Origin of the sequence: Pallidibacillus pasinlerensis (assembly GCF_009996845.1) — a bacterium.
Classification (GTDB): domain Bacteria; phylum Bacillota; class Bacilli; order Bacillales; family Caldibacillaceae; genus Pallidibacillus; species Pallidibacillus pasinlerensis.
In genome coordinates this window covers 1-19,232 of the sequence record NZ_JAACYS010000065.1, presented here as the reverse complement: position 1 = coordinate 19,232, position 19,232 = coordinate 1, and the positions used below count along the sequence as shown (strand labels likewise).

The window sequence follows — 19,232 nt, the reverse complement described above, 5'->3', positions numbered from 1 at the left end:
TATAATATACCAATATATACAAATCTAGTAAGGAGAATTTTATGTTAAAGGTTTTACACGAAGAGCAGTTTGATGAACTTTTTCAAATAATAGAACAATCTTTTCCGATTGATGAATATCGACCGTATGAATCCCAACGAGCATTACTGTCCCAACCGCATTACCGGATTTTTGCTTATGAGAAAGATCGGGAGCTTGCCGGTTTTCTTGCTACATGGGAAGGACCAGAGTTTATCTTTATCGAGCATTTTGCGGTAAAAGAAAGATTCCGTAACGGCGGATTAGGTTCGAAACTACTTCAGGATTTTCTTAAGCAACAAACAAAACCGGTTATACTCGAAATTGAACTGCCGGAGGGGGATCTTGAAAAAAGGCGGGCAAACTTTTATAAACGAAACGGTTTTAATCTGAACCCGTGGAGCTATGTACAACCGGCACTTGCTAAAGACCAAAGCCCGGTGCCCCTTGTCATCATGTCTTATCCTGAGCCTCTACAAGAACAACAATTTCAATCATTTAAAGATTGGGTTTATACAAATGTTTATTCCTTTATCTAAATTTATCCAGTAAAAAGTGCAAGAACCAGTTGAAAGAAATCGAGGTCAAAAGCACTTCTGATTTACGAACACCATTATTTGGCAGTGAAAGAAGACTTAGTTTTATTCAAATCACTTTGGTCGAATGATAGAAAGTAGGGGATTTTATGGAATCGAAACTAGTCATCATTCGTGGGAATTCAAGAAGCGGAAAAACAACGATTGCGAAAAGACTTCAAAACTATTTTGGTTATGGAACACTCTTAGTTTCTCAGGATGTTGTTCGGCGTGAGATGTTAAACGTTCATGATCGGGATGGGAATCTATCAATTGACCTAATTCGGCAAATTGCAGAATACGGTAAAAGAAAATGTGAATATGTGATTGTGGAAGGGATATTGTACAAGGCCTGGTATGGAGAGATGTTGACGAATTTAATCCGGTTTTTTGACGGGAATGCCCATGTTTTTTACTATGATCTTACATATGAAGAAACGCTAAAACGTCACAATTCGAGTCCGAAGAAAACGGAGTTCGGAGAAGAAGCTCTCCGTAAATGGTGGAGGGAAAAAGATTATCTTGGTGTACCTGGAGAAACATTTCTAACCAATGATATGTCAGAGGATGATATTTTTACATTCATTATCAAACAATTACAAAAGTGATGACACAAATTGGTGTGTTGATCCAAGAAGGATTAACCACCTTTTTTCAATACCAATTCATATACATCCATAACAAATGCATAAAAAATAAAAAATCAAAGGGTTGACATTTTACCCCACGGGGTATATTATAGGTTATGTGATTGGTAATCACGAACGAATAAGTGAAAATCTTAAATAGGCATCAAGTAAAAGTCGTTAGTAAAATACGACTATTTTACCGCCCGGGAATATACCCATACAGGTATATTAATGAAGTCAACGACTATTTATTTTTAGTAAATTTAATACCATAGGGGGTAACTGAATGATAAAAGCAAATCTTCAATTAGATGCTAAAGGTCTAGCTTGTCCTATGCCAATAGTAAAAACCAAAAAAGCAATTACCGATCTTGAAGAAGGTCAAGTTTTGGAAGTTCAAGCAACAGATAAAGGCTCCAAGGCAGATTTGGCTGCTTGGGCAAGTTCTGTAGGACATCAATATTTAGGAACAGTAGAAGAAGGCGATGTATTTTATCATTACATCCGTAAAGGTTCTAGTGAACCGGAAGTGGAAAAAACATTCGAACACACTGTTTCACTTAATGAAATTGAATCACGTGATGGCTTAATTTTAGACGTGCGTGAAGAGGCTGAATATGCATTTGGGCATATTGAAGGTGCTAAATCCATCCCTTTGGGAGAATTAGAATCAAGACTAGAAGAATTGAATAAAGAACAAGAGATTTATGTGGTTTGCCGTACCGGAAAACGCTCGGATATGGCAGCACAAATTTTAGCTAAAAATGGCTTTACAAAAGTATATAACGTTCTACCAGGTATGACTGAGTGGAACGGTAAACTAACAAAAGAGGTATAGGAGGAATTTAATATGTCTAATAAAGTAGCGATTATTGCAGCAAACGGTGGTTTATTTGATGCCTATAAAGTATTTAATATTGCAACAGCAGCAGCAGCTTCAGAAAAAGAGGTACAAATCTTTTTCACTTTTGAAGGGCTAAACTTAATTCATAAACAAGCAATGCACGCTTTAGAAATGCCAGCGGGAAAGGAACATTTAACCGAAGGGTTTGAAAAAGCAAATGTTCCTACTATCCCACAACTAGTTGAGATGGCACAGGAACTAGGTGTTAAATTTATAGCATGTCAAATGACAATGGATGTTATGGGACTTACGAAAGAAGATTTCGTTGATGGTATAGAAGTTGGTGGAGCAGTAACATTCCTAGAATATGCAAAAGATGCATCACCAACATTAACTTTCTAATTAGATGATCAATCTTTATGCAGTGGAGAAATTCTCCACTGTTAAAAAATAACTCAAAATATACCTAGGGGGGTAATTTGGTAATGACAGTATATAAATGGACTGCAGCAGAAGTTGCTCGAAAAGTAATTGATAAGGAAGAATTATTTATTTTAGATGTTCGTAATCATGATGCATTTGAGGATTGGAAAATTGAAGGACATAAATTCGAGTATTTAAATATCCCTTACTTCGAATTAATAGATGGTGTAGAAGAGATTTTGCCTAAACTTCCAACAGATAAGGAAGTATTAGTAGTATGTGCTAAGGAAGGATCTTCCGTTATGGTAGCAGAAATGCTTTCTGAAGCTGGTCGTGAAGTTGCATACCTTGAAGGGGGAATGAAATCTTGGAGTAGTTATCTAGAACCAATTAAAGTTTCCGATTTAGAAAATGGTGGGGAGATATACCAATTTGTCCGTTTAGGAAAAGGTTGTTTATCTTATATGGTAATTTCTGAAGGCGAAGCAGCTATTATCGATGCAGTCCGTTTCACGGATGTATTCACAAACTTTGCTAAAGAAAAAGGTGTAGAAATCAAACATGTATTTGATACGCATCTACATGCAGATCATATCTCGGGTGGACGTCACATTGCAGCTGCAACAGGCGCTACTTACTACCTACCACCCAAAGATGCTACAGAGGTAGTATTCGACTACACACCTCTAACAGATGGGCTAAACATTAAAATTGGTGCATCTCAAATTGATGTAAATGCATTTTACTCACCTGGTCATACAATCGGTTCGACTTCATTTATAATCGATAATCAGTTCTTATTAACAGGAGATATTCTTTTTATTGATTCCATTGGTCGTCCTGACTTAGCAGGACTTGCGGAAGACTGGGTAGATGATTTACGTGAAACATTATATTCTCGTTATCGTGAACTTGCAGAAGACCTAGTCGTATTACCAGCACACTTCATGATTATTGATGAATTAAATGAAGATGGTACTGTAGCAAGAAGACTAGGTGATTTATTTAAAGAAAACCATGGTCTGAATATCGAAGACGAAGATGAATTCCGTCGTACGGTAACGGATCATTTGCCACCACAACCAAACGCATATCAACAAATTCGTCAAGTCAATATGGGTAAAATTACTCCAGATAATGATGAACAAACTGAAATGGAGATTGGTCCAAACCGTTGTGCCGTCCGCTAAATGTTGATTTGTAATTTGAAACAACAATTGATATTAGAAAATTTTATTTTGATATTCTGAGAGAGGCTGTTTGTAAAACATAAAATAGGGACTTAATTCGGAAAACTTTAAATATAAAATGGAGGACTATCAAATGAACATTACCAAAACATTAGATGCAAAAGGTCTTGCATGTCCAATGCCTATCGTTAAAACCAAAAAAGCAATCGATGCGATTAAATCAGGAGAAGTACTTGAAGTAGTTGTTACAGACAAAGGTGCATTGAACGATATACCTGCTTGGGCAAAATCAGGCGGCCACACTGTGTTAGAACAAAAAACAGAAGAGGATGTTCTATACTTTTATATTCAAAAAGCATAATGAAAATCAAATAGCGAGTAGAATCACTACTCGCTTTTCCTGATGTAGAAAGAAGGTTTATCAATGGTTTTAACATTTATTATCGTCATATTTGCTATTGGATTTATTGGTTCATTCTTATCCGGTATGTTAGGCGTCGGCGGTTCCATTATTAAATATCCGATGCTATTATATATTCCACCTTTATTTGGTATAGTCGCATTCACGGCCCACGAAGTGTCGGGGATAAGTGCTATACAAGTATTATTTGCCTCCATCGCTGGTGTATGGGCGTATCGTAAAGGAGGATATCTAAACAAACAACTCATCATTTATATGGGTGGAGCTATTCTCATTGGTAGCTTAATTGGTAGTTATGGATCTAGTTTATTATCGGAACAAGCAGTGAATGTCGTATATGGCATTCTTGCTTTAGTTGCGGCAGTGATGATGTTTATACCAAAAAAGCTAGTGGATGATATGCCATTAAATGAAGTGACATTTAATAAGCCACTGGCAGCAATTCTAGCTTTAGTAGTTGGAATCGTATCTGGTATTGTTGGAGCAGCAGGAGGATTTTTGCTTGTACCAATTATGTTAACAGTTCTGCATATCCCAACGAGAATGACGATTGCTACAAGTTTAGCTATTACCTTCATATCTTCCATTGGGAGTAGTATTGGTAAACTGATCACGGGGCAGGTAGATTATCTACCAGCTATCATTATGATTATTGCAAGTATTATAGCCGCCCCACTCGGTACGAAGGTTGGTAAGAAAATGAATACCAAAATCTTACAGTTTATTCTAGCTATTATGATTGCTGGTACTGCCATTAAACTTTGGATCGATATTTTATAATGTAATTTAATATTAACTTTTTACTACTTACAATTGTTTAGAATGCAACAATAAGACAGAAGGCCTCCCTTTTTTAAAAAATTTTGGATACAAATATATTGGAAAAATTTTTTAGCTGGTACCTTGACAATATACCTTGAGGGGTATATTATAATGCTTATAAATTCAATGAATAAGTTTATTATTGTAATATGAGTGCAACTAAAACACATTTATAAAAAACGCTATATCAAAAAGGTATTAAATTTGTCACTTTAAGATGATAGACAATCCTTTTTTAAAAGGGAGGAATATTGAATGGAATATGATAAATCAGTTGTCAATCGTTTAAAACGAATTGAAGGACAGATCAAAGGTGTTTTAAATATGATTGAACAAAATAAAGATTGTCGAGACGTGATTACTCAATTATCTGCCTCACGTTCTGCCATTGATCGTACAATTGGTTTAATTGTGAGCATGAATTTAGAACAATGTGTTCGTGAAAATATAAAAAATGGTGAAGAGACGCAAGAACTTGTAAAAGAAGCAGTAAATTTATTAGTAAAAAGTAGATAAAGGTTCAACAGCTTTTCTTTAATTAGAAAAGCGTTGCATGCCTTTTTTGTATTTTTATACCCGGGTGGGTATAAAAGTTTTAAATATAGATGCATGAAAATAGGTAGGATATTTTAACATATCTCCGAAAGAAGTCTCCTACTTCTAAACGAGAAGGTGCATATGCACCAGTGAAAGTGGGAGATGAATTTTGGTAGGCGTAGCCTAAAGTTGTCTCTTTTTTTGTGTTGTGATATAATCAGTCTTATATAAATGAAAGGTTGTTATATCAATGAAATTAGATAATAATAATCATTCAGTGTTCTTGTTGTATTACCATCTTGTCCTGGTCGTAAAATATCGCAGAAAAGTGATTGATGATACCATATCTGACTATGCAAAAGATATGTTTATTCGACTTGGTGAAAATTACAATATTTCCTTGGTCGAATGGAATCACGATATTGACCATGTGCATATTTTGTTCAAAGCACATCCGAATAGTGAATTATCAAAGTTCATCAATGCCTATAAAAGTGCAAGTTCTCGACTTATCAAAAAGCATTTTCCACAAGTGAAAAGAAAACTTTGGAAAGAGTATTTTTGGTCAAGAAGCTTTTGCTTACTTACAACTGGTGGCGCCCCCATTGAAGTGATAAAGCAGTATATAGAAAATCAAGGGATGAAGTGAGGTGATTCGATATGGCAAACAAAGCATATAAGTTCCGTCTGTACCCAACGAAAGAACAAGAGCAACTTCTTGCGAAAATCTTCGGTTGCGTTCGTTTTGTTTACAATCAGATGCTGGCAGAACGTAAAGAAATATATGAAAAGTTCAAAGACAACAAAGAGAAGCTTAAAGAACAAAAGTTTCCGACACCGGCAAAGTACAAAGATGAATTCCCATTCCTAAAAGAAGTGGATTCTTTAGCTTTAGCCAACGCACAAATCCATTTACAAAATGCTTATAAGAACTTTTTTGAAGGTCGTACGGGTTTCCCTAAATTCAAAAGTAAAAAACACAAGCAATCCTATACAACCAATATGGTCAACGGAAATATTAAGATTGAAGATGGTCATATCAAATTACCAAAGTTCAAAAAGCCGATAAAAATGAAGCAACATAGAGAGATTCCTACTGACCATAAAATCAAATCTTGCACTATTTCGAAAACAAAGACAGGGAAATACTATATTTCTATTTTGACGGAATACGAGAAAGATATCCGTCAAGTAAAAATTCAGAAAGTAGTTGGTTTAGATTTTGCTATGGATGGTCTGTATGTCGATAGTGAAGAGGGTAAGAGAGCCAATTATCCTCGTTTCTATCGACAAACATTGAAAAAATTAGCGAAGGAACAACGTATTTTGTCACGCAGGAAGAAAGGTTCTAATCGTTGGCACAAACAGCGACTGAAAGTAGCGAACTTACATGAAAAGGTTGCAAACCAACGAAGAGACTTTTTACACAAATTGTCCCATCATCTTGCAAGCAAGTACGATTGTGTTGTTGTCGAAGACCTCAACATGAAGGGAATGTCACAAGCCCTACATTTTGGTAAAAGTGTTACTGATAACGCATGGGGGATGTTTACAACATTTCTCCAATACAAGTTAGAAGAGCAAGGGAAAAAGCTTATCAAAATAGATAAATGGTTTCCATCATCCAAAACTTGTTCATGTTGCGGTCGAGTAAAGGAGTCTCTATCTCTTTCTGAGCGTACATTTCGCTGTGATTGTGGTTTTGTGGCAGACCGTGATTGGAACGCTTCTATCAATATCAAACATGAAGGATTGCGGCTGTTAGGGTTAGTATAGTAAAAAGAACTCTTGGAACGAGAGGGATAGCTCGGTCTATTTCCCATCATGAGATGGGATTACCCGAGAAGCCCCCACCTCTAAGCGAAGCGTAGGTGGCGGGTAGTTCACTTGTTAGTAATATACCTTTAGGGGCATTAAGGAGGAGGCTTTAAATCAATGGGAATAATGGAGTGGATTATTATTTTTGCTGTTGCTCTTATTTTTCTTAGCCGTTTTATTCCAACAAAAGGGATAACGAATATAACGGTTGAACAAGCGAAGAAAAGAATAAATGATAAAAATATTCAATGTATAGATGTTCGAACAACAGGTGAATATAAATCAAACCATCGACCACAGTTTAAAAATATTCCCCTTAACGAACTACCGAATAAAGTAAATAAGCTAGATAAAAATAAAGATATTATTGTCATTTGTCAAAGTGGTATGAGAAGTGCAAAAGCAGCAAAATACTTAAAAAAACAAGGTTTTAAAAATATTTATAATGTTAAGGGCGGAATGAGTGCTTGGTATTAAGAAAGGAAGAAGTCTAATGGCAAAACAAATTACACCAGAAGAAGTTGAGGTGCGTCTAAAAAATCAAGAAGCTGTGGATATTATTGATGTTCGCGAAAATGCTGAAATAGCAACTGGGAAAATACCGGGTGCAAAACATATCCCATTAAGGCAACTCGCACTCCGTAAAAACGAATTAGATAAAAAGAAGAGTTATATTATTGTCTGCCAATCGGGGAATCGCAGTAAGGCTGCCTGTGGAATCCTAGAGGCACTTGGATTCAAAGTAGAGGATATGATTGGCGGCATGAATAATTGGAAAGGTAAGGTAGAATAAGAAAGATGATTAATAATTAATAGTGGAGATTAGATATGAATCAAAAAGTTACGGTTTATACAACTACCATGTGTCCAGTATGTAAAATGGTAAAGAATTTTTTAAATCTAAATGATATCTCTTATGAAGAGGTTAATTTAGAAATTCATCCAATTGCAATGGTAAAAATAATCTCAAAAACAGGGAAATTCACTGTACCGCAAACAAATATTAATGGTAAATGGATTTCGAGCTTTGATCCAGTGGGATTATGAAAAGCGATACAGGTGTGAAATCACTTTACTCATAATATTATTAAGTAGATTTTATAATTCAATATACCCTGTTGGGTATGTAGGGTTATAAAGTGAAAATTTTGAGGGAGGGAAAAAATAATGAAAAACAATGTTACTGTCTATACAACAACAAGCTGTCCGTTTTGTACAATGTTAAAAGGTTTTTTGCAGCAAAACGGTATTCCATTTAAGGAAGTAAACGTAGAAAGGGATCCCATTATGATGCAAAGATTAGTAAATCAAACAGGTCAAATGGGAGTTCCACAAACAGAAATAAATGGGAAATGGGTTATTGGATTCGATCCAGAACGTTTGATGGATTATTTAGAAAAATAAAAATATAGTAGTAAAAGAGTTATAGTATTAATATAATATAAAATAGACAAAAGGAAGCCTGAATTTCTTTTCTATGAGATTCGGGCTTTTTTTAGCTATTATCTAGGACGACTTGCATCTCTGTCTTTATAGCCACTCTGCGAGTCTTTTCTTATATTGTGCGCCTATTAGCAGCGCATGACCATAACATCCAATGCCCTATCTATTATTGTTTATTTTATCGTTTAATGTAAAATGAAGGAAAAAGACGTGTGGGTATTGTCATGTTATAAAGATGGGGTAAATTGAAGATGTTATGAGCTGTTAGTTATTGTTCTATCCTGGGACGTCATCACGTAAAAAAAGAGTGCTAGAAAATTGGGAACATGCCCAAACGCGGATGTATCAAGCGATTGGGCGTGTTTTTATATTGAGCAAAATTATAGAAATAGTATATTTTTAACCCCATTCACACATTTTTTCACAAGAGTTGATCGAAATTAGATAAATAGAAGATACAAAGATATAATAAGTTAAGGGGAAGTAATTTAATCGAAATATATTTATCAGAACTCATTTCATAATTACTCCCTATCTTTAAAGCGCATTGCATAGTTAGTGGTCTTATATTCTATCATTCTTTTTAAGGTTGATCGTGGCCTAATACAATAAAGGGGAGTTTATATGGCTATTCCAAAGAATATTTCAAAAGAAGATATATTTAAAGCGATTCAGTATATCGACGAGAATGGTGTACCAAACCAAAATAAAAGTAAGAAGTATGAATTGGTTGATGAATCTGGAAAAACGTATCCGGTTAAGTATGTCATTGCAGTTGCAAATCATTTGGTTAATTATGTAGATATCTCTACTGAGGAATTTCATGCAGAAGAAGCAAAAAAGTTTTTAGAAAAATTGGACTTCATAGTTGAAACAAAGCAAGAAAAATTTAAGTTAACGATCTCTGCCAATGAAGTAACATCAACAGACGATCGTTTTACGATGGATAACCTAGCACTCGGTGATCATTACAAGCCACTTGATGTATATTTTATAAATGCAAGTGGAGCTAAGGTCCGACGTAAATACAATAAGGGTGAAAGACGAAACTCAAATCAAACATTGCCCCGTTTGGCCTTTCAGGTTTTTGAACAACAAATTGCCGCACTACCTATGGAAGAAAAAGAGCAATTTCCAATTTGTCAATATACGCCAAATACTGAAATCATTCGTGGTATATTTCCTAGTATTGAGGAATTTAAGCGATTTAGAAATTCAATTGAATATTTAGTTTATAGAAATGATGATGGCCAACAATTCGTGATATATAGTTGGAACATTTTCTCTACAATTTTATTTGTTCAGGAATGTTTAAAACGTTTTGGGAATGAGGGTGACCAATTTGTCCTCATTTATCGTGAAAAAGATAAAAAAGAAGAAACTGTGCAAACCGAGAACAAAAATGTAGATATTGAAAGGCTACAGGAAACTAGCGGATATAGAAATCCATATTCCCACTATCTAATTGAGTCTAAAAACATTATTTTACACGGTGCACCAGGCACAGGCAAAACGCATCTAGCAAAAGAAATAGCTGCCGATATTATCAGTGATGGCTATTTTGATGATTTTTCTCTACTTTCCGATGAACAAAAGAGACAGATTGAATTTGTTCAGTTTCATCCAAATTATGATTACTCAGACTTTGTTGAAGGTTTGCGGCCAAGGATTAATGATGATGGTTCTGTCGGATTTGAACTTAAAGACGGGATATTTAAGCGTTTTATAGCTAGAGCGAAAAAGAACTTTGAAGATTCTCAAAAGACCCAAGAACAAAGAGAAAAAGAAGCAACGGTTGAAAGTATGATGTTTGACTATTTTTCAAACATTGAGTTGGGAGTAGATGGATTGGAAACTGCTCGTGGCACTAAATTTTATATTACCGAAATCGATGATAAGCATATTCATATATCTATTCCAGAAAACAAAATATCGAATAAGTTGAGATTGAGTATAAGTGAGCTAAAAGCGATGTTAGATTTTAAACAAACATTCACCCAAGTGAAAGATGTAACTAATTTTTTTGGAAAATTGAATCCGACACAACATTTTTCCTACCTATTAGCTATTTATAAAGATATTAAATTGAATAAAAAGCCCATCACCAATCCAAAGGCAAAGCCTGATAAATTGAAACCTTACATATTTATTATTGATGAAATTAATCGTGGTGAAATTTCAAAAATTTTTGGTGAACTATTTTATTCAATTGATCCGGGATATCGTGGCCGTACTGGAGAAGTATCTACACAGTATGCAAACATGCACGACAATCCGGAGGAGCGATTTTACATACCCGAAAATGTCTATCTAATTGGAACGATGAACGATATCGACCGTTCCGTTGACAGCTTTGACTTTGCTATGCGTCGTCGTTTCAGATTTATTGAAATAAAAGCGGACGATCGATTGGAAATGTTAGATGAATTAGGTGAAGTGAAAGAGGAAGCAATCCGTAGAATGACAGCGCTGAATAATGAAATTTCTAATGTGGAGGAGCTTAACCAACATTATCATATTGGTGCATCTTACTTTTTGAAATTAAAATACTTAACTTTTAACCAATTATGGACAGACTATCTTGAGCCGTTACTATGAGAATATGTGCGTGGTATGTATGATGAAGACGAGATTATGAATAGGTTTGCAAAGGCGTATGGCTATCCAGGTGATTATTAAAATGAAGGAACTCAAAATTAAAGATAATGCACTGATTCATAAAAAACACTTTCAAGAAGTAGCCAATGTGACAGAAAAGATTGTCGATAAAACACTTGAACAACTTGAAAAGGAAGGGGTATTTATTTTCCCCGAGCTTATAAAAGATTCGGAAGATATCAGCAAAGAACAGGTTATTTTACAAAGCATCAATCAATGTTATCGTTCAAGTAATGTGATGGGTTTTCTAGGCTTTGGTAACGAACGTCTCGTCATCGAATCTCGTTTTTCAAATGGTGAAACTGATTATTTCTTTCAATATTTACTAGAATGCGTATTGCATTTGCCAAATGTTGTAGAGCTTAATACTGATGCAAATCAAAATCATCGTACGCTAAACATGTTACTTTTTTTCTTTCCTAACTTTTTAAAAAAAGCAATGAGAAAAGGTTTATTCAAAACGTATATCCAAAAAAAGTATAATGATGAAAATATTAGGGGAACGATTGATATTCCACGCCATGTGAAAAATAATACCCCTTTTATCGGGAACATAGCATATAATCAACGTGAGTTTTCATATGATAATGATCTGATGCAGTTGGTTCGCCATACGATTGAATTTATTAAGAAGAAGCCATATGGTAACAACGTATTGCGAAAAACGAAAGATGAAGTGGCCACCGTCGTAGAAGCAACCAAAAGCTATAAGTATTTTGATAGAAGAAAAGTCTTAGAAAAAAACTTGAAAAAACCCATCCGCCATGCATATTACCGTGAATATAGAGCATTACAACGACTTTGTATCATGATATTACAGCATGAAAAATATCAAATGGGATCCGGTATGAATCAGATTTACGGTATGTTGTTTGATGGTGCGTGGATCTGGGAGGAATATGTCCATTTGCTGATTGGCAGTGATTTCTATCACCCCATGAACAAAGGGGGGAAAGGAGCACAACGATTATTTGAGGGGAATATAGGGTTAATTTATCCCGATTTTATTAGCAGAAACGTAGATAATCGGATCATCGCCGATGCGAAATATAAACCGTACGAAAACATAAGAAGCAGTGATTATCAGCAAATGTTGTCTTATATGTTTAGATTTGATGCAAAAAAAGGTGTAAATTTATATCCTCATAATCGAGAAACTGAAAATGTAACAGGGTTGAGATTAAATAGCGGTACGACATATGAAAATAATGTTAGTCCAAGGGAGGATATTATTGTTTATAAGTGTGGCTTAGAGATTCCCTGTGACTGCAATGACTATAACGAATTTAAAGTACAAATTAAAAAAAATGAGGAACAATTTATAACAAAAGTGTCCAATATATTAAATGGGAAATAGCTTACTTATGAAATAATAAGAGCAAGCCGGAGCCGTTCTAAGAAAGTAGTAAAATGTCTCCGGTTTTTTATCATCATATTAAGTTCCGATTCATTTCCGTTAGTTTGAAGGAGAAAGGGCACAACATTTTAAGTTTTACAACATATGTTTGCGGTTCATATTTTGAAAAGAAGTGAAAGTTATACAGTAAATCCACCAATTTAGTTAGCCCGAAATATCGAATATCTGATTTAGTTAGCCTCCCAATCACCACGACATATACGTTCTCCTGGGACGTCATTACGTAAAAATAGAGTTCCGCTAGAAAAATGGAAAACATGCCCAAACGTAGATGTATTAAGCGATTGGGCATGTTTTTATTTTTGGGTAAAAATCGTGGAAAATAGCACTTTTTTATGCCGTTTTACACATTTTTTACACAAGGAATTACTGAAATTACATACTAAAAAAGCAAAGAATCTTTTATATTATTAACCATTCATCATATTTTAAATATACTATCGTGGTTTTATATGGTATGTTTTTTCCGAATCCTTCCTTTACAAAATGGGAAAAAGAATTTATATAAAGAATGAGGATGATTTCACTTAAACTAACGGGGCAGGATAGTTGAATTAGAGTAAAAAAATAATTGAGGTGTTTATAATGAAAATCTATGCAATTGAAGATTTACCGAAAACTAAAATAATAGAATTTTTTAAGTTACATTGGGGAAGTACAGAAATGGTTATTTCCAGTGGAGTTTATGATTGTAGTGCATTAGATGGTTTTGCTGCTGTAAATGAAGAAGATAATATCATTGGCTTAATTACTTACATAATTAAATATAACGAATGCGAAATAATATCATTAGATAGTATTGAAGAAGGTAAAGGAATAGGAACCAGGTTAGTTCAAGAAGTAGAAAATCTTGCTATTAAGAAAAAGTGCGAACTCCTTAAACTTATAACAACAAACGATAATTTATTAGCATTGAGGTTTTATCAAAAACGAGGTTTTATTCTGTCCCAAATAATAAATAATGCAGTTGAGAAAGCAAGAAAGTTAAAACCAGAGATACCCTTAATTGGTAACGATGGTATCCCAATCAGAGATGAAATTGAATTGATAAAGATATTGAACTAACGGGTGCTTTAGTTGAAGAAGAAAGGGCACAACATATAAGTTATTTCACTTATGGTGTGCCCGGTTAATTATAATTCAGTTATTTTGAACTCCAAAAAGTTTTGAGCAAGTCTCCTTCATCTTTTCAAATATGTCCGCAGGTTTAATCTGATCTCTTTCTTCCAGTTCCTTAATGACATGGATACAGTTATTAAACGTTGTTTCAACCTCACCATGGCCTAACCGACTAGAAACGTAAGAAACATTTACACCTTCATATAAAAGAATACTAGCATGCGTATATCTGAATCCATGAACAGATAAGTTGTCTGTCGGGAGTTCGAATCTCTCCTGGGACGTCATTAGGTAAAAATAGAGTTTCGATAGAAAATTGGAAAACATGCCCAAACGCAGATGTACCAATCGATTGGGCGTGTTTTTGTTTTTGGGGAAGAATCGCAGAAAATAGCAGTTTTTTATACCGTTTTACACATTTTTTACACAAGGAATTTTTGAAAAAACATAAAAATATATTTTCCAATCATCATCTTTTAAGATACTTCTACAGTTTTATAAATCTCTTACTTTATAACTAGGGAATTAGTTTCAATTTACAATATTTTGAGGAAATATACTTAAACTAACAGTGCAGGTTAGTCTTATAAGAATGTAGTGTTTTTTCTTTGTTAGGTAAATCTAGCTGAGTTTGAATAGATTTACTGTACAGACAGCTTTAAGTATACTTAATTAATAGAATAGCATTAAGCTTTAATAACTAAAGGAAAGGGAGGATAATATTTTTATGACTGCAATACTAGATGAAAACAATATTTTCATGTTCATAAAGTTTGCGAGGGAAGAAAAGTATTTAGAAGACCTGCAAAAAGGTAATTTATACATGAACAACGGAAGATATTTTATTGAAAGAGAAAAACAGGACGGGGAAAAAGGAATCGGTGACAAATATGAAATGTCTGCTGTGATAAATAATGTAAACTTGAAGTTTTATAACAGTGAAACTAATGAATTCCTTTTTGAAGGTGAAGCAGAACGTATCGCCTTTAATTATAACCATGTCTTAACTAAGCCAATTTTTTGTATTACTCACATCAGTGCAGATTCACTAAAAATTATTAAAGAACATGAAAATAGTGTAGACTGTCAATTTAATTTCAGTTCTGAGGACATCGAGCAAATCGTCAAAGAATTTGGAGAATATGCATTATTGATTAATCCACGGGCTTTCCAAGAAAGAGTTGAGAATACCCTAAAAGACATGGGAATTACTTATCTTGCAGGAAAAATCGTCTATGAAGATTTCAACATTAACTCCTCTAAGAGGCTGGAAGAATACCAAAAAAATCATCCTGCTATCTTTTTTAAGAAGGATAAATCCTTTGAACATCAGAAGGAGTACAGGATTGTTCTTACAGGTATAGATTCCAATGAACCATATATATTAAAAATTGGAGACATTTCTGATATTTCATACCTCATGCTAACCAAAGATTTGTTTAGTGGGAAATTTGCCTTGAACCTATCCAAGTGATGTCATGTACTAAGTACTTCCATTAAATAATATTTAAGATTATCAATTATATTTTTTAGATAAACTTTGATAAGACATTATCATATTCAGATAAATTGTATGTCATTCTGAGGAATTATGAAACAAATTTTTTTAATGCATATTTTATCAAGACTAGATTATAGTAGAATTAAAAAATTAGGTTACACTTAGTTGGACAGATTAGTTAAGGTCATATATACTTAAACCTTACAAAAAAATGGGAGCAAATTAATTATGACCAAGAGAACAAGAAGAACATTCACGAAAGAATTTAAAGAACAGATCGTCCAACTTCACCTTTCAGGAAAACCTAGAAGTGAAATTATTAAAGAATATGAGCTTACGCCATAAGCCTTTGACAAATGGGTTCGCCAGCATAAAACAAGTGGCTCCTTTGAAGAAAAGGACAATAGAACCCCTGAACAAGAAGAAATTATAAGACTTCGTAAAGAAAATCAAAGACTGATGATGGAGAATGATATTTTAAAGCAAGCCGCGCTGATAATGTCTTGATGCGTAGATGTGATTCGGAATAACCGTCATAAATACTTGATATCAGCAATGTGCTCTTGTCTCAACTTCCAAGAAGCACGTACTATTATGAAGCGAAAATTCGGGATAACCAGGATAATGAGTTAACAGATTTAATTGTAAAAATCTTTAAGGATAGTCGGAATATTTATGGTCAAAGAAAAATAAAGAAAGAGCTACAGAAGCAAGGCTGGACAGTATCACTACGCCGGATTGGGCGAATAATGAAGGAACAAGGACTTGTTTCCAAATATACTGTCGCTCAATTTAATCCTAAAAAAGCAACAGTAAATGAGTCAGAAATTGGAAATGTATTAAATCGAGAATTTAAGCAAGACAAGGAATTAAAAGTAGTTGTAAGCGATTTAACTTACGTTCGAGTAAAACAAAAATGGCACTATATTTGTGTTTTAGTAGATTTATATAATCGTGAAATTATTGGCTACAGTTCAGGTCCTCAAAAGAACGCTGAGCTAGTTCACCGTGCTTTTTCATCAGTTAAATACAATCTAAATCGCCTCGAATTATTTCACACTGATCGAGGAAGTGAGTTTAAAAACCGTTTGATAGATCAAGCTTTAGAAACGTTTGGCATTAAGAGATCCCTAAGCGAGAAAGGAACGCCTTATGATAATGCAGTTGCCGAAGCAACGTTCAAAACTATTAAAACAGAATTCGTTTATGGTAAAGTGTTTGATAGTCAACAAGAGCTTGATCTAGAGCTATTTGATTACGTTAATTGGTTTAATAACATACGAATACATGGTTCATTAGATTACTTAACACCAAAAGAATTTAAAGAAAAACATCTAATTGGAAAGAATACCGTTCAGTAAAGTGTTCAAGAATAAATCGCAGAGCCGCAGCGTTAGCTGCTTGCCATTTACTGTAGCGCCCGATTCTTAGTAGACGATGGAAGGGGTCGGGGCCCCGCCAGCGAATACTTAGAATCGAATTGTCTGTGTTACAATTTATCAGCAGGTAAGCCCTCAAGGCTGTTTTTCCACCTGACCTGCGGTCATTCCACTACACAGACAATAACAAAGTCAATGGTGGCGAACAATATGAATAAGTCTTATTAAAATTCAAATCATAGTAGTTGCATGAAATAATCAAATTTGAACATGTACCTTAAAAAATTGTTCAATTTTGTGTTGACATACCAAACCTCTAAATAGTTAAGAACTATTGTCATATAAAACCTCATATTTTTTTGGTAAACATAATTAGATGATAATTTTAAGGAATTGATAGTGTAATATTGAAAGTGACCAATTTTTGAATTTGATATATGAAAATAAATATTTGTTGAAATCTTTTTCAATGATTTAAACGAGATATATCCCTTGAAGTAATAACAAATTATTTTTATATATTAATCTTGATTAAATATATAATTAATTAGAAAAAATTTAGTGTAAAAACTCCAAGAAATTTATAGAATAGCTTATAATTTTGTTAGAAGTAAATTAAATTATGTTCGTTTCTGTAAGTCTGATTTTAAAATTAGAATATTTTGGAAAAACTAATAATTGTGCAATTATTTTTTTATTAAATTGGAGGTATTAAAATGCCTAAAGTAACAAACTTCGCATTTTGTAAAAGTTTTATTATAGAAGGACCGAGTGTACAATTAGACTTATTGCAAACAATTAAGACATCAGTAAGCAGTATTGCTTTCTCAATAGTTTTTTCTCTTGTAGAAGTTGACAATAGAAGTAATCATTATATTCAAGCTATATTTAAAGGCCCTAAAGGTGAAAAATTAATTGAAACCGAGAAGTTTCTTTTGGAAAAAGAAAAAGATGAAGAAAATGATAGTAAAAAAGTTTCAGGTCTAACTATGGGCATTGACTTTGAGGACGTCCAATTTGTGGGACAAGGAATTTATTCAATGGATATTAAGTTTGATGGAGATACAATTGGAAACTTTGCAATACCTGTAATTTTTAAGAAGGGGAGTGAAGAGTAATGGGGCAAGTTACCCTAGTAAATAAGTCTTTTTTTAAAAGTCCACTCTTCAATGGATCAATTGCAGTGTTGATTGCAGTAACGGGTACTACATTTTATAATGAAATATCTGATTCAATACCTGTTGAGTCATCAAGAATTATTGAACCCAAGGCTAATTTCATTAAAATGACCTCAATAGCATATACTAATCCAGAACCAAAAGCAAAATCCTTTCTGATTAGTGGTGCTTTTAAAGGGGGAGAAATATTAGTGGAACCCAATAAAACCGATACTAGTAGTGTTAGTGAAGTGGAATATGGAACTTATAATTATCAGGTTTCAGATTTAAAACCACTACCAACTCCAATGAGGAAAATAAATAATATGGAAGAATTTTTAAAAATATATCCTAAACATATAACTGAAGTTGAAAATGGCACCTATAAGTTTGATCCAACAATTAATAGATAGGGGGATTTGTTTTTGGAATTTCAGTGGTATGAAGTAATTGATTCAAGTCAGGCAACAGATATATCACAAGGTGATATAATAAGTTGTTTAGTTCCTGTTACACATTCAAGTGATGAATTTCCTTTTTTCGAAGTAAGTTATGGTAATATAAATGGTATTGTGATGACCCAAGCGTGTGATTTAGAAAATGGTAAAGTTGAAGAAATTACATTATGCCCTCTAGTACCATTAGAAGACATATTAAAGGACTACATATTGGAACAATACAAAAATACAGAAGGTTTTAATTATGAATCATTAACAAAAAAACAACAGAATAATAAATATAAATATGCAGAAAAGATTAGGCAAGGGAACATATTAGACTATTATCTTTTAAATAGAGCATTAATAGACAATAATCCTGAGCTTAATATGGATTTTCAGGTAGTTTTATTAAGAAAAACTTTTAGAATTCCTATTACATCATTAAAGAATCAAATCAATCAAAATCCTAGTAGTAGGCTGAGATTATTGCCTCCATATAGAGAGCATCTTTCTTATGCATATTCTTTTAATTTTTCTAGGATTGGACTACCTATAGATATAAATATACCTGAAGACATTTAAGTTTTCCTGTTGATTAATAAATAATAAGTATCAGTATTTACAGTTTATAAATTAAATTCTTATTATATGGAAAAATAGTTTTATAAGTTGCTAACATTTAAGTATTTTATAAACTATTAATATTTTTACACAAACTTTACACAAGAACATTTTAAAACCGTGTAATATCAAGAGTTCCTACCTATATACCCACGTCCTCCTGGGACGTCATTGGTATTCCAATTTATTATCAGAATGAAAAACACGTCAAAACACTGAT

At 33.6% G+C, this 19,232-nt stretch carries 22 protein-coding genes and 1 pseudogene; 22 read left to right on the top strand and 1 reads right to left on the bottom strand.

The genetic code is table 11. The annotated features are described in order from the left end of the window. Positions 1 to 41: 41 nt before the first annotated feature. The 17 genes from GW534_RS12620 (at position 42) to GW534_RS12540 (ending at position 13,860) form a co-directional block, all read left to right on the top strand. Positions 42 to 557, top strand: coding sequence for a GNAT family N-acetyltransferase (locus tag GW534_RS12620; RefSeq protein ID WP_161921369.1), 516 nt, complete (start codon positions 42 to 44; stop codon positions 555 to 557). A 146-nt stretch (positions 558 to 703) separates the two neighbouring features. Next, positions 704 to 1,201 (top strand): kinase, encoded by a 498-nt coding sequence (locus tag GW534_RS12615; RefSeq protein WP_161921368.1) that lies wholly within the window; start codon positions 704 to 706, stop codon positions 1,199 to 1,201. A gap of 307 nt (positions 1,202 to 1,508) precedes the next feature. Next, positions 1,509 to 2,060, top strand: coding sequence for a sulfurtransferase TusA family protein (locus GW534_RS12610; RefSeq protein ID WP_108897342.1), 552 nt, complete (start codon positions 1,509 to 1,511; stop codon positions 2,058 to 2,060). Positions 2,061 to 2,072: 12 nt separating this feature from the next. Then, positions 2,073 to 2,468 carry a DsrE/DsrF/DrsH-like family protein gene (locus GW534_RS12605; protein ID WP_108897343.1) on the top strand — a complete coding sequence of 132 codons (396 nt, stop codon included), beginning with the start codon at positions 2,073 to 2,075 and terminating at the stop codon, positions 2,466 to 2,468. Positions 2,469 to 2,551: 83 nt separating this feature from the next. Next, the gene (locus GW534_RS12600) at positions 2,552 to 3,679 is read left to right on the top strand and encodes an MBL fold metallo-hydrolase (RefSeq protein ID WP_161921367.1); all 1,128 of its coding nucleotides are present in this window, start codon (positions 2,552 to 2,554) and stop codon (positions 3,677 to 3,679) included. Positions 3,680 to 3,812: 133 nt separating this feature from the next. Next, positions 3,813 to 4,040 (top strand): sulfurtransferase TusA family protein, encoded by a 228-nt coding sequence (locus tag GW534_RS12595; RefSeq protein WP_161921366.1) that lies wholly within the window; start codon positions 3,813 to 3,815, stop codon positions 4,038 to 4,040. A 63-nt stretch (positions 4,041 to 4,103) separates the two neighbouring features. Continuing rightward, on the top strand, positions 4,104 to 4,880 hold the full coding sequence (locus GW534_RS12590; protein WP_161921365.1) for a sulfite exporter TauE/SafE family protein: 777 nt from the start codon (positions 4,104 to 4,106) through the stop codon (positions 4,878 to 4,880). Positions 4,881 to 5,177: 297 nt separating this feature from the next. Continuing rightward, positions 5,178 to 5,438 (top strand): metal-sensitive transcriptional regulator, encoded by a 261-nt coding sequence (locus tag GW534_RS12585; RefSeq protein WP_161921364.1) that lies wholly within the window; start codon positions 5,178 to 5,180, stop codon positions 5,436 to 5,438. 271 nt (positions 5,439 to 5,709) lie between these two features. Beyond that, positions 5,710 to 6,108 (top strand): IS200/IS605 family transposase, encoded by a 399-nt coding sequence (gene tnpA, locus GW534_RS12580; RefSeq protein ID WP_161921363.1) that lies wholly within the window; start codon positions 5,710 to 5,712, stop codon positions 6,106 to 6,108. Between the two features lie 11 nt (positions 6,109 to 6,119). Further along, positions 6,120 to 7,235, top strand: coding sequence for an RNA-guided endonuclease InsQ/TnpB family protein (locus GW534_RS12575; protein WP_161921362.1), 1,116 nt, complete (start codon positions 6,120 to 6,122; stop codon positions 7,233 to 7,235). A gap of 159 nt (positions 7,236 to 7,394) precedes the next feature. Continuing rightward, positions 7,395 to 7,754 (top strand): rhodanese-like domain-containing protein, encoded by a 360-nt coding sequence (locus GW534_RS12570; protein WP_161921361.1) that lies wholly within the window; start codon positions 7,395 to 7,397, stop codon positions 7,752 to 7,754. A gap of 16 nt (positions 7,755 to 7,770) precedes the next feature. Beyond that, positions 7,771 to 8,070: a rhodanese-like domain-containing protein gene (locus GW534_RS12565; protein ID WP_161921370.1), complete on the top strand. Its 300-nt coding sequence runs from the start codon at positions 7,771 to 7,773 to the stop codon at positions 8,068 to 8,070. A 35-nt stretch (positions 8,071 to 8,105) separates the two neighbouring features. Further along, the gene (locus GW534_RS12560) at positions 8,106 to 8,324 is read left to right on the top strand and encodes a glutaredoxin family protein (RefSeq protein ID WP_161921360.1); all 219 of its coding nucleotides are present in this window, start codon (positions 8,106 to 8,108) and stop codon (positions 8,322 to 8,324) included. A 120-nt stretch (positions 8,325 to 8,444) separates the two neighbouring features. Continuing rightward, positions 8,445 to 8,681, top strand: a complete 237-nt coding sequence (locus GW534_RS12555) for a glutaredoxin family protein (RefSeq protein WP_108897350.1) — start codon at positions 8,445 to 8,447, stop codon at positions 8,679 to 8,681. Positions 8,682 to 9,344: 663 nt separating this feature from the next. Beyond that, positions 9,345 to 11,318 (top strand): McrB family protein, encoded by a 1,974-nt coding sequence (locus GW534_RS16520; RefSeq protein ID WP_246204131.1) that lies wholly within the window; start codon positions 9,345 to 9,347, stop codon positions 11,316 to 11,318. An 82-nt stretch (positions 11,319 to 11,400) separates the two neighbouring features. Then, complete coding sequence (locus GW534_RS12545; protein ID WP_161921359.1) at positions 11,401 to 12,735, top strand: 5-methylcytosine restriction system specificity protein McrC; 1,335 nt, start codon at positions 11,401 to 11,403, stop codon at positions 12,733 to 12,735. Between the two features lie 645 nt (positions 12,736 to 13,380). Next, entirely contained in the window at positions 13,381 to 13,860 is a 480-nt protein-coding gene (locus GW534_RS12540) for a GNAT family N-acetyltransferase (RefSeq protein ID WP_161921358.1), read from the top strand. Positions 13,861 to 13,935: 75 nt separating this feature from the next. Here GW534_RS12540 and GW534_RS12535 read toward each other — a convergent pair whose 3' ends face one another. Next, complete coding sequence (locus GW534_RS12535) at positions 13,936 to 14,202, bottom strand: site-specific integrase (RefSeq protein ID WP_161921357.1); 267 nt, start codon at positions 14,200 to 14,202, stop codon at positions 13,936 to 13,938. Positions 14,203 to 14,641: 439 nt separating this feature from the next. Here GW534_RS12535 and GW534_RS12530 point away from each other — a divergent pair, with 439 nt between their 5' ends. The 5 genes and pseudogenes from GW534_RS12530 to GW534_RS12510 all read left to right on the top strand — a co-directional run bounded on the left by GW534_RS12530 (position 14,642) and on the right by GW534_RS12510 (position 18,973). Then, positions 14,642 to 15,388, top strand: a complete 747-nt coding sequence (locus GW534_RS12530; RefSeq protein WP_161921356.1) for a hypothetical protein — start codon at positions 14,642 to 14,644, stop codon at positions 15,386 to 15,388. 255 nt (positions 15,389 to 15,643) lie between these two features. Further along, positions 15,644 to 16,776 (top strand): annotated as a pseudogene (locus GW534_RS12525) (IS3 family transposase). Positions 16,777 to 17,510: 734 nt separating this feature from the next. Further along, complete coding sequence (locus GW534_RS12520) at positions 17,511 to 17,912, top strand: hypothetical protein (RefSeq protein WP_161921355.1); 402 nt, start codon at positions 17,511 to 17,513, stop codon at positions 17,910 to 17,912. Then, complete coding sequence (locus GW534_RS12515) at positions 17,912 to 18,364, top strand: hypothetical protein (RefSeq protein WP_161921354.1); 453 nt, start codon at positions 17,912 to 17,914, stop codon at positions 18,362 to 18,364. The genes GW534_RS12520 and GW534_RS12515 overlap by 1 nt, the downstream gene beginning before the upstream one ends. Positions 18,365 to 18,376: 12 nt before the next feature. After that, a complete protein-coding gene (locus GW534_RS12510; RefSeq protein WP_161921353.1) occupies positions 18,377 to 18,973 on the top strand; it encodes a hypothetical protein in 597 nt (198 codons plus the stop codon). Positions 18,974 to 19,232: the final 259 nt, after the last annotated feature.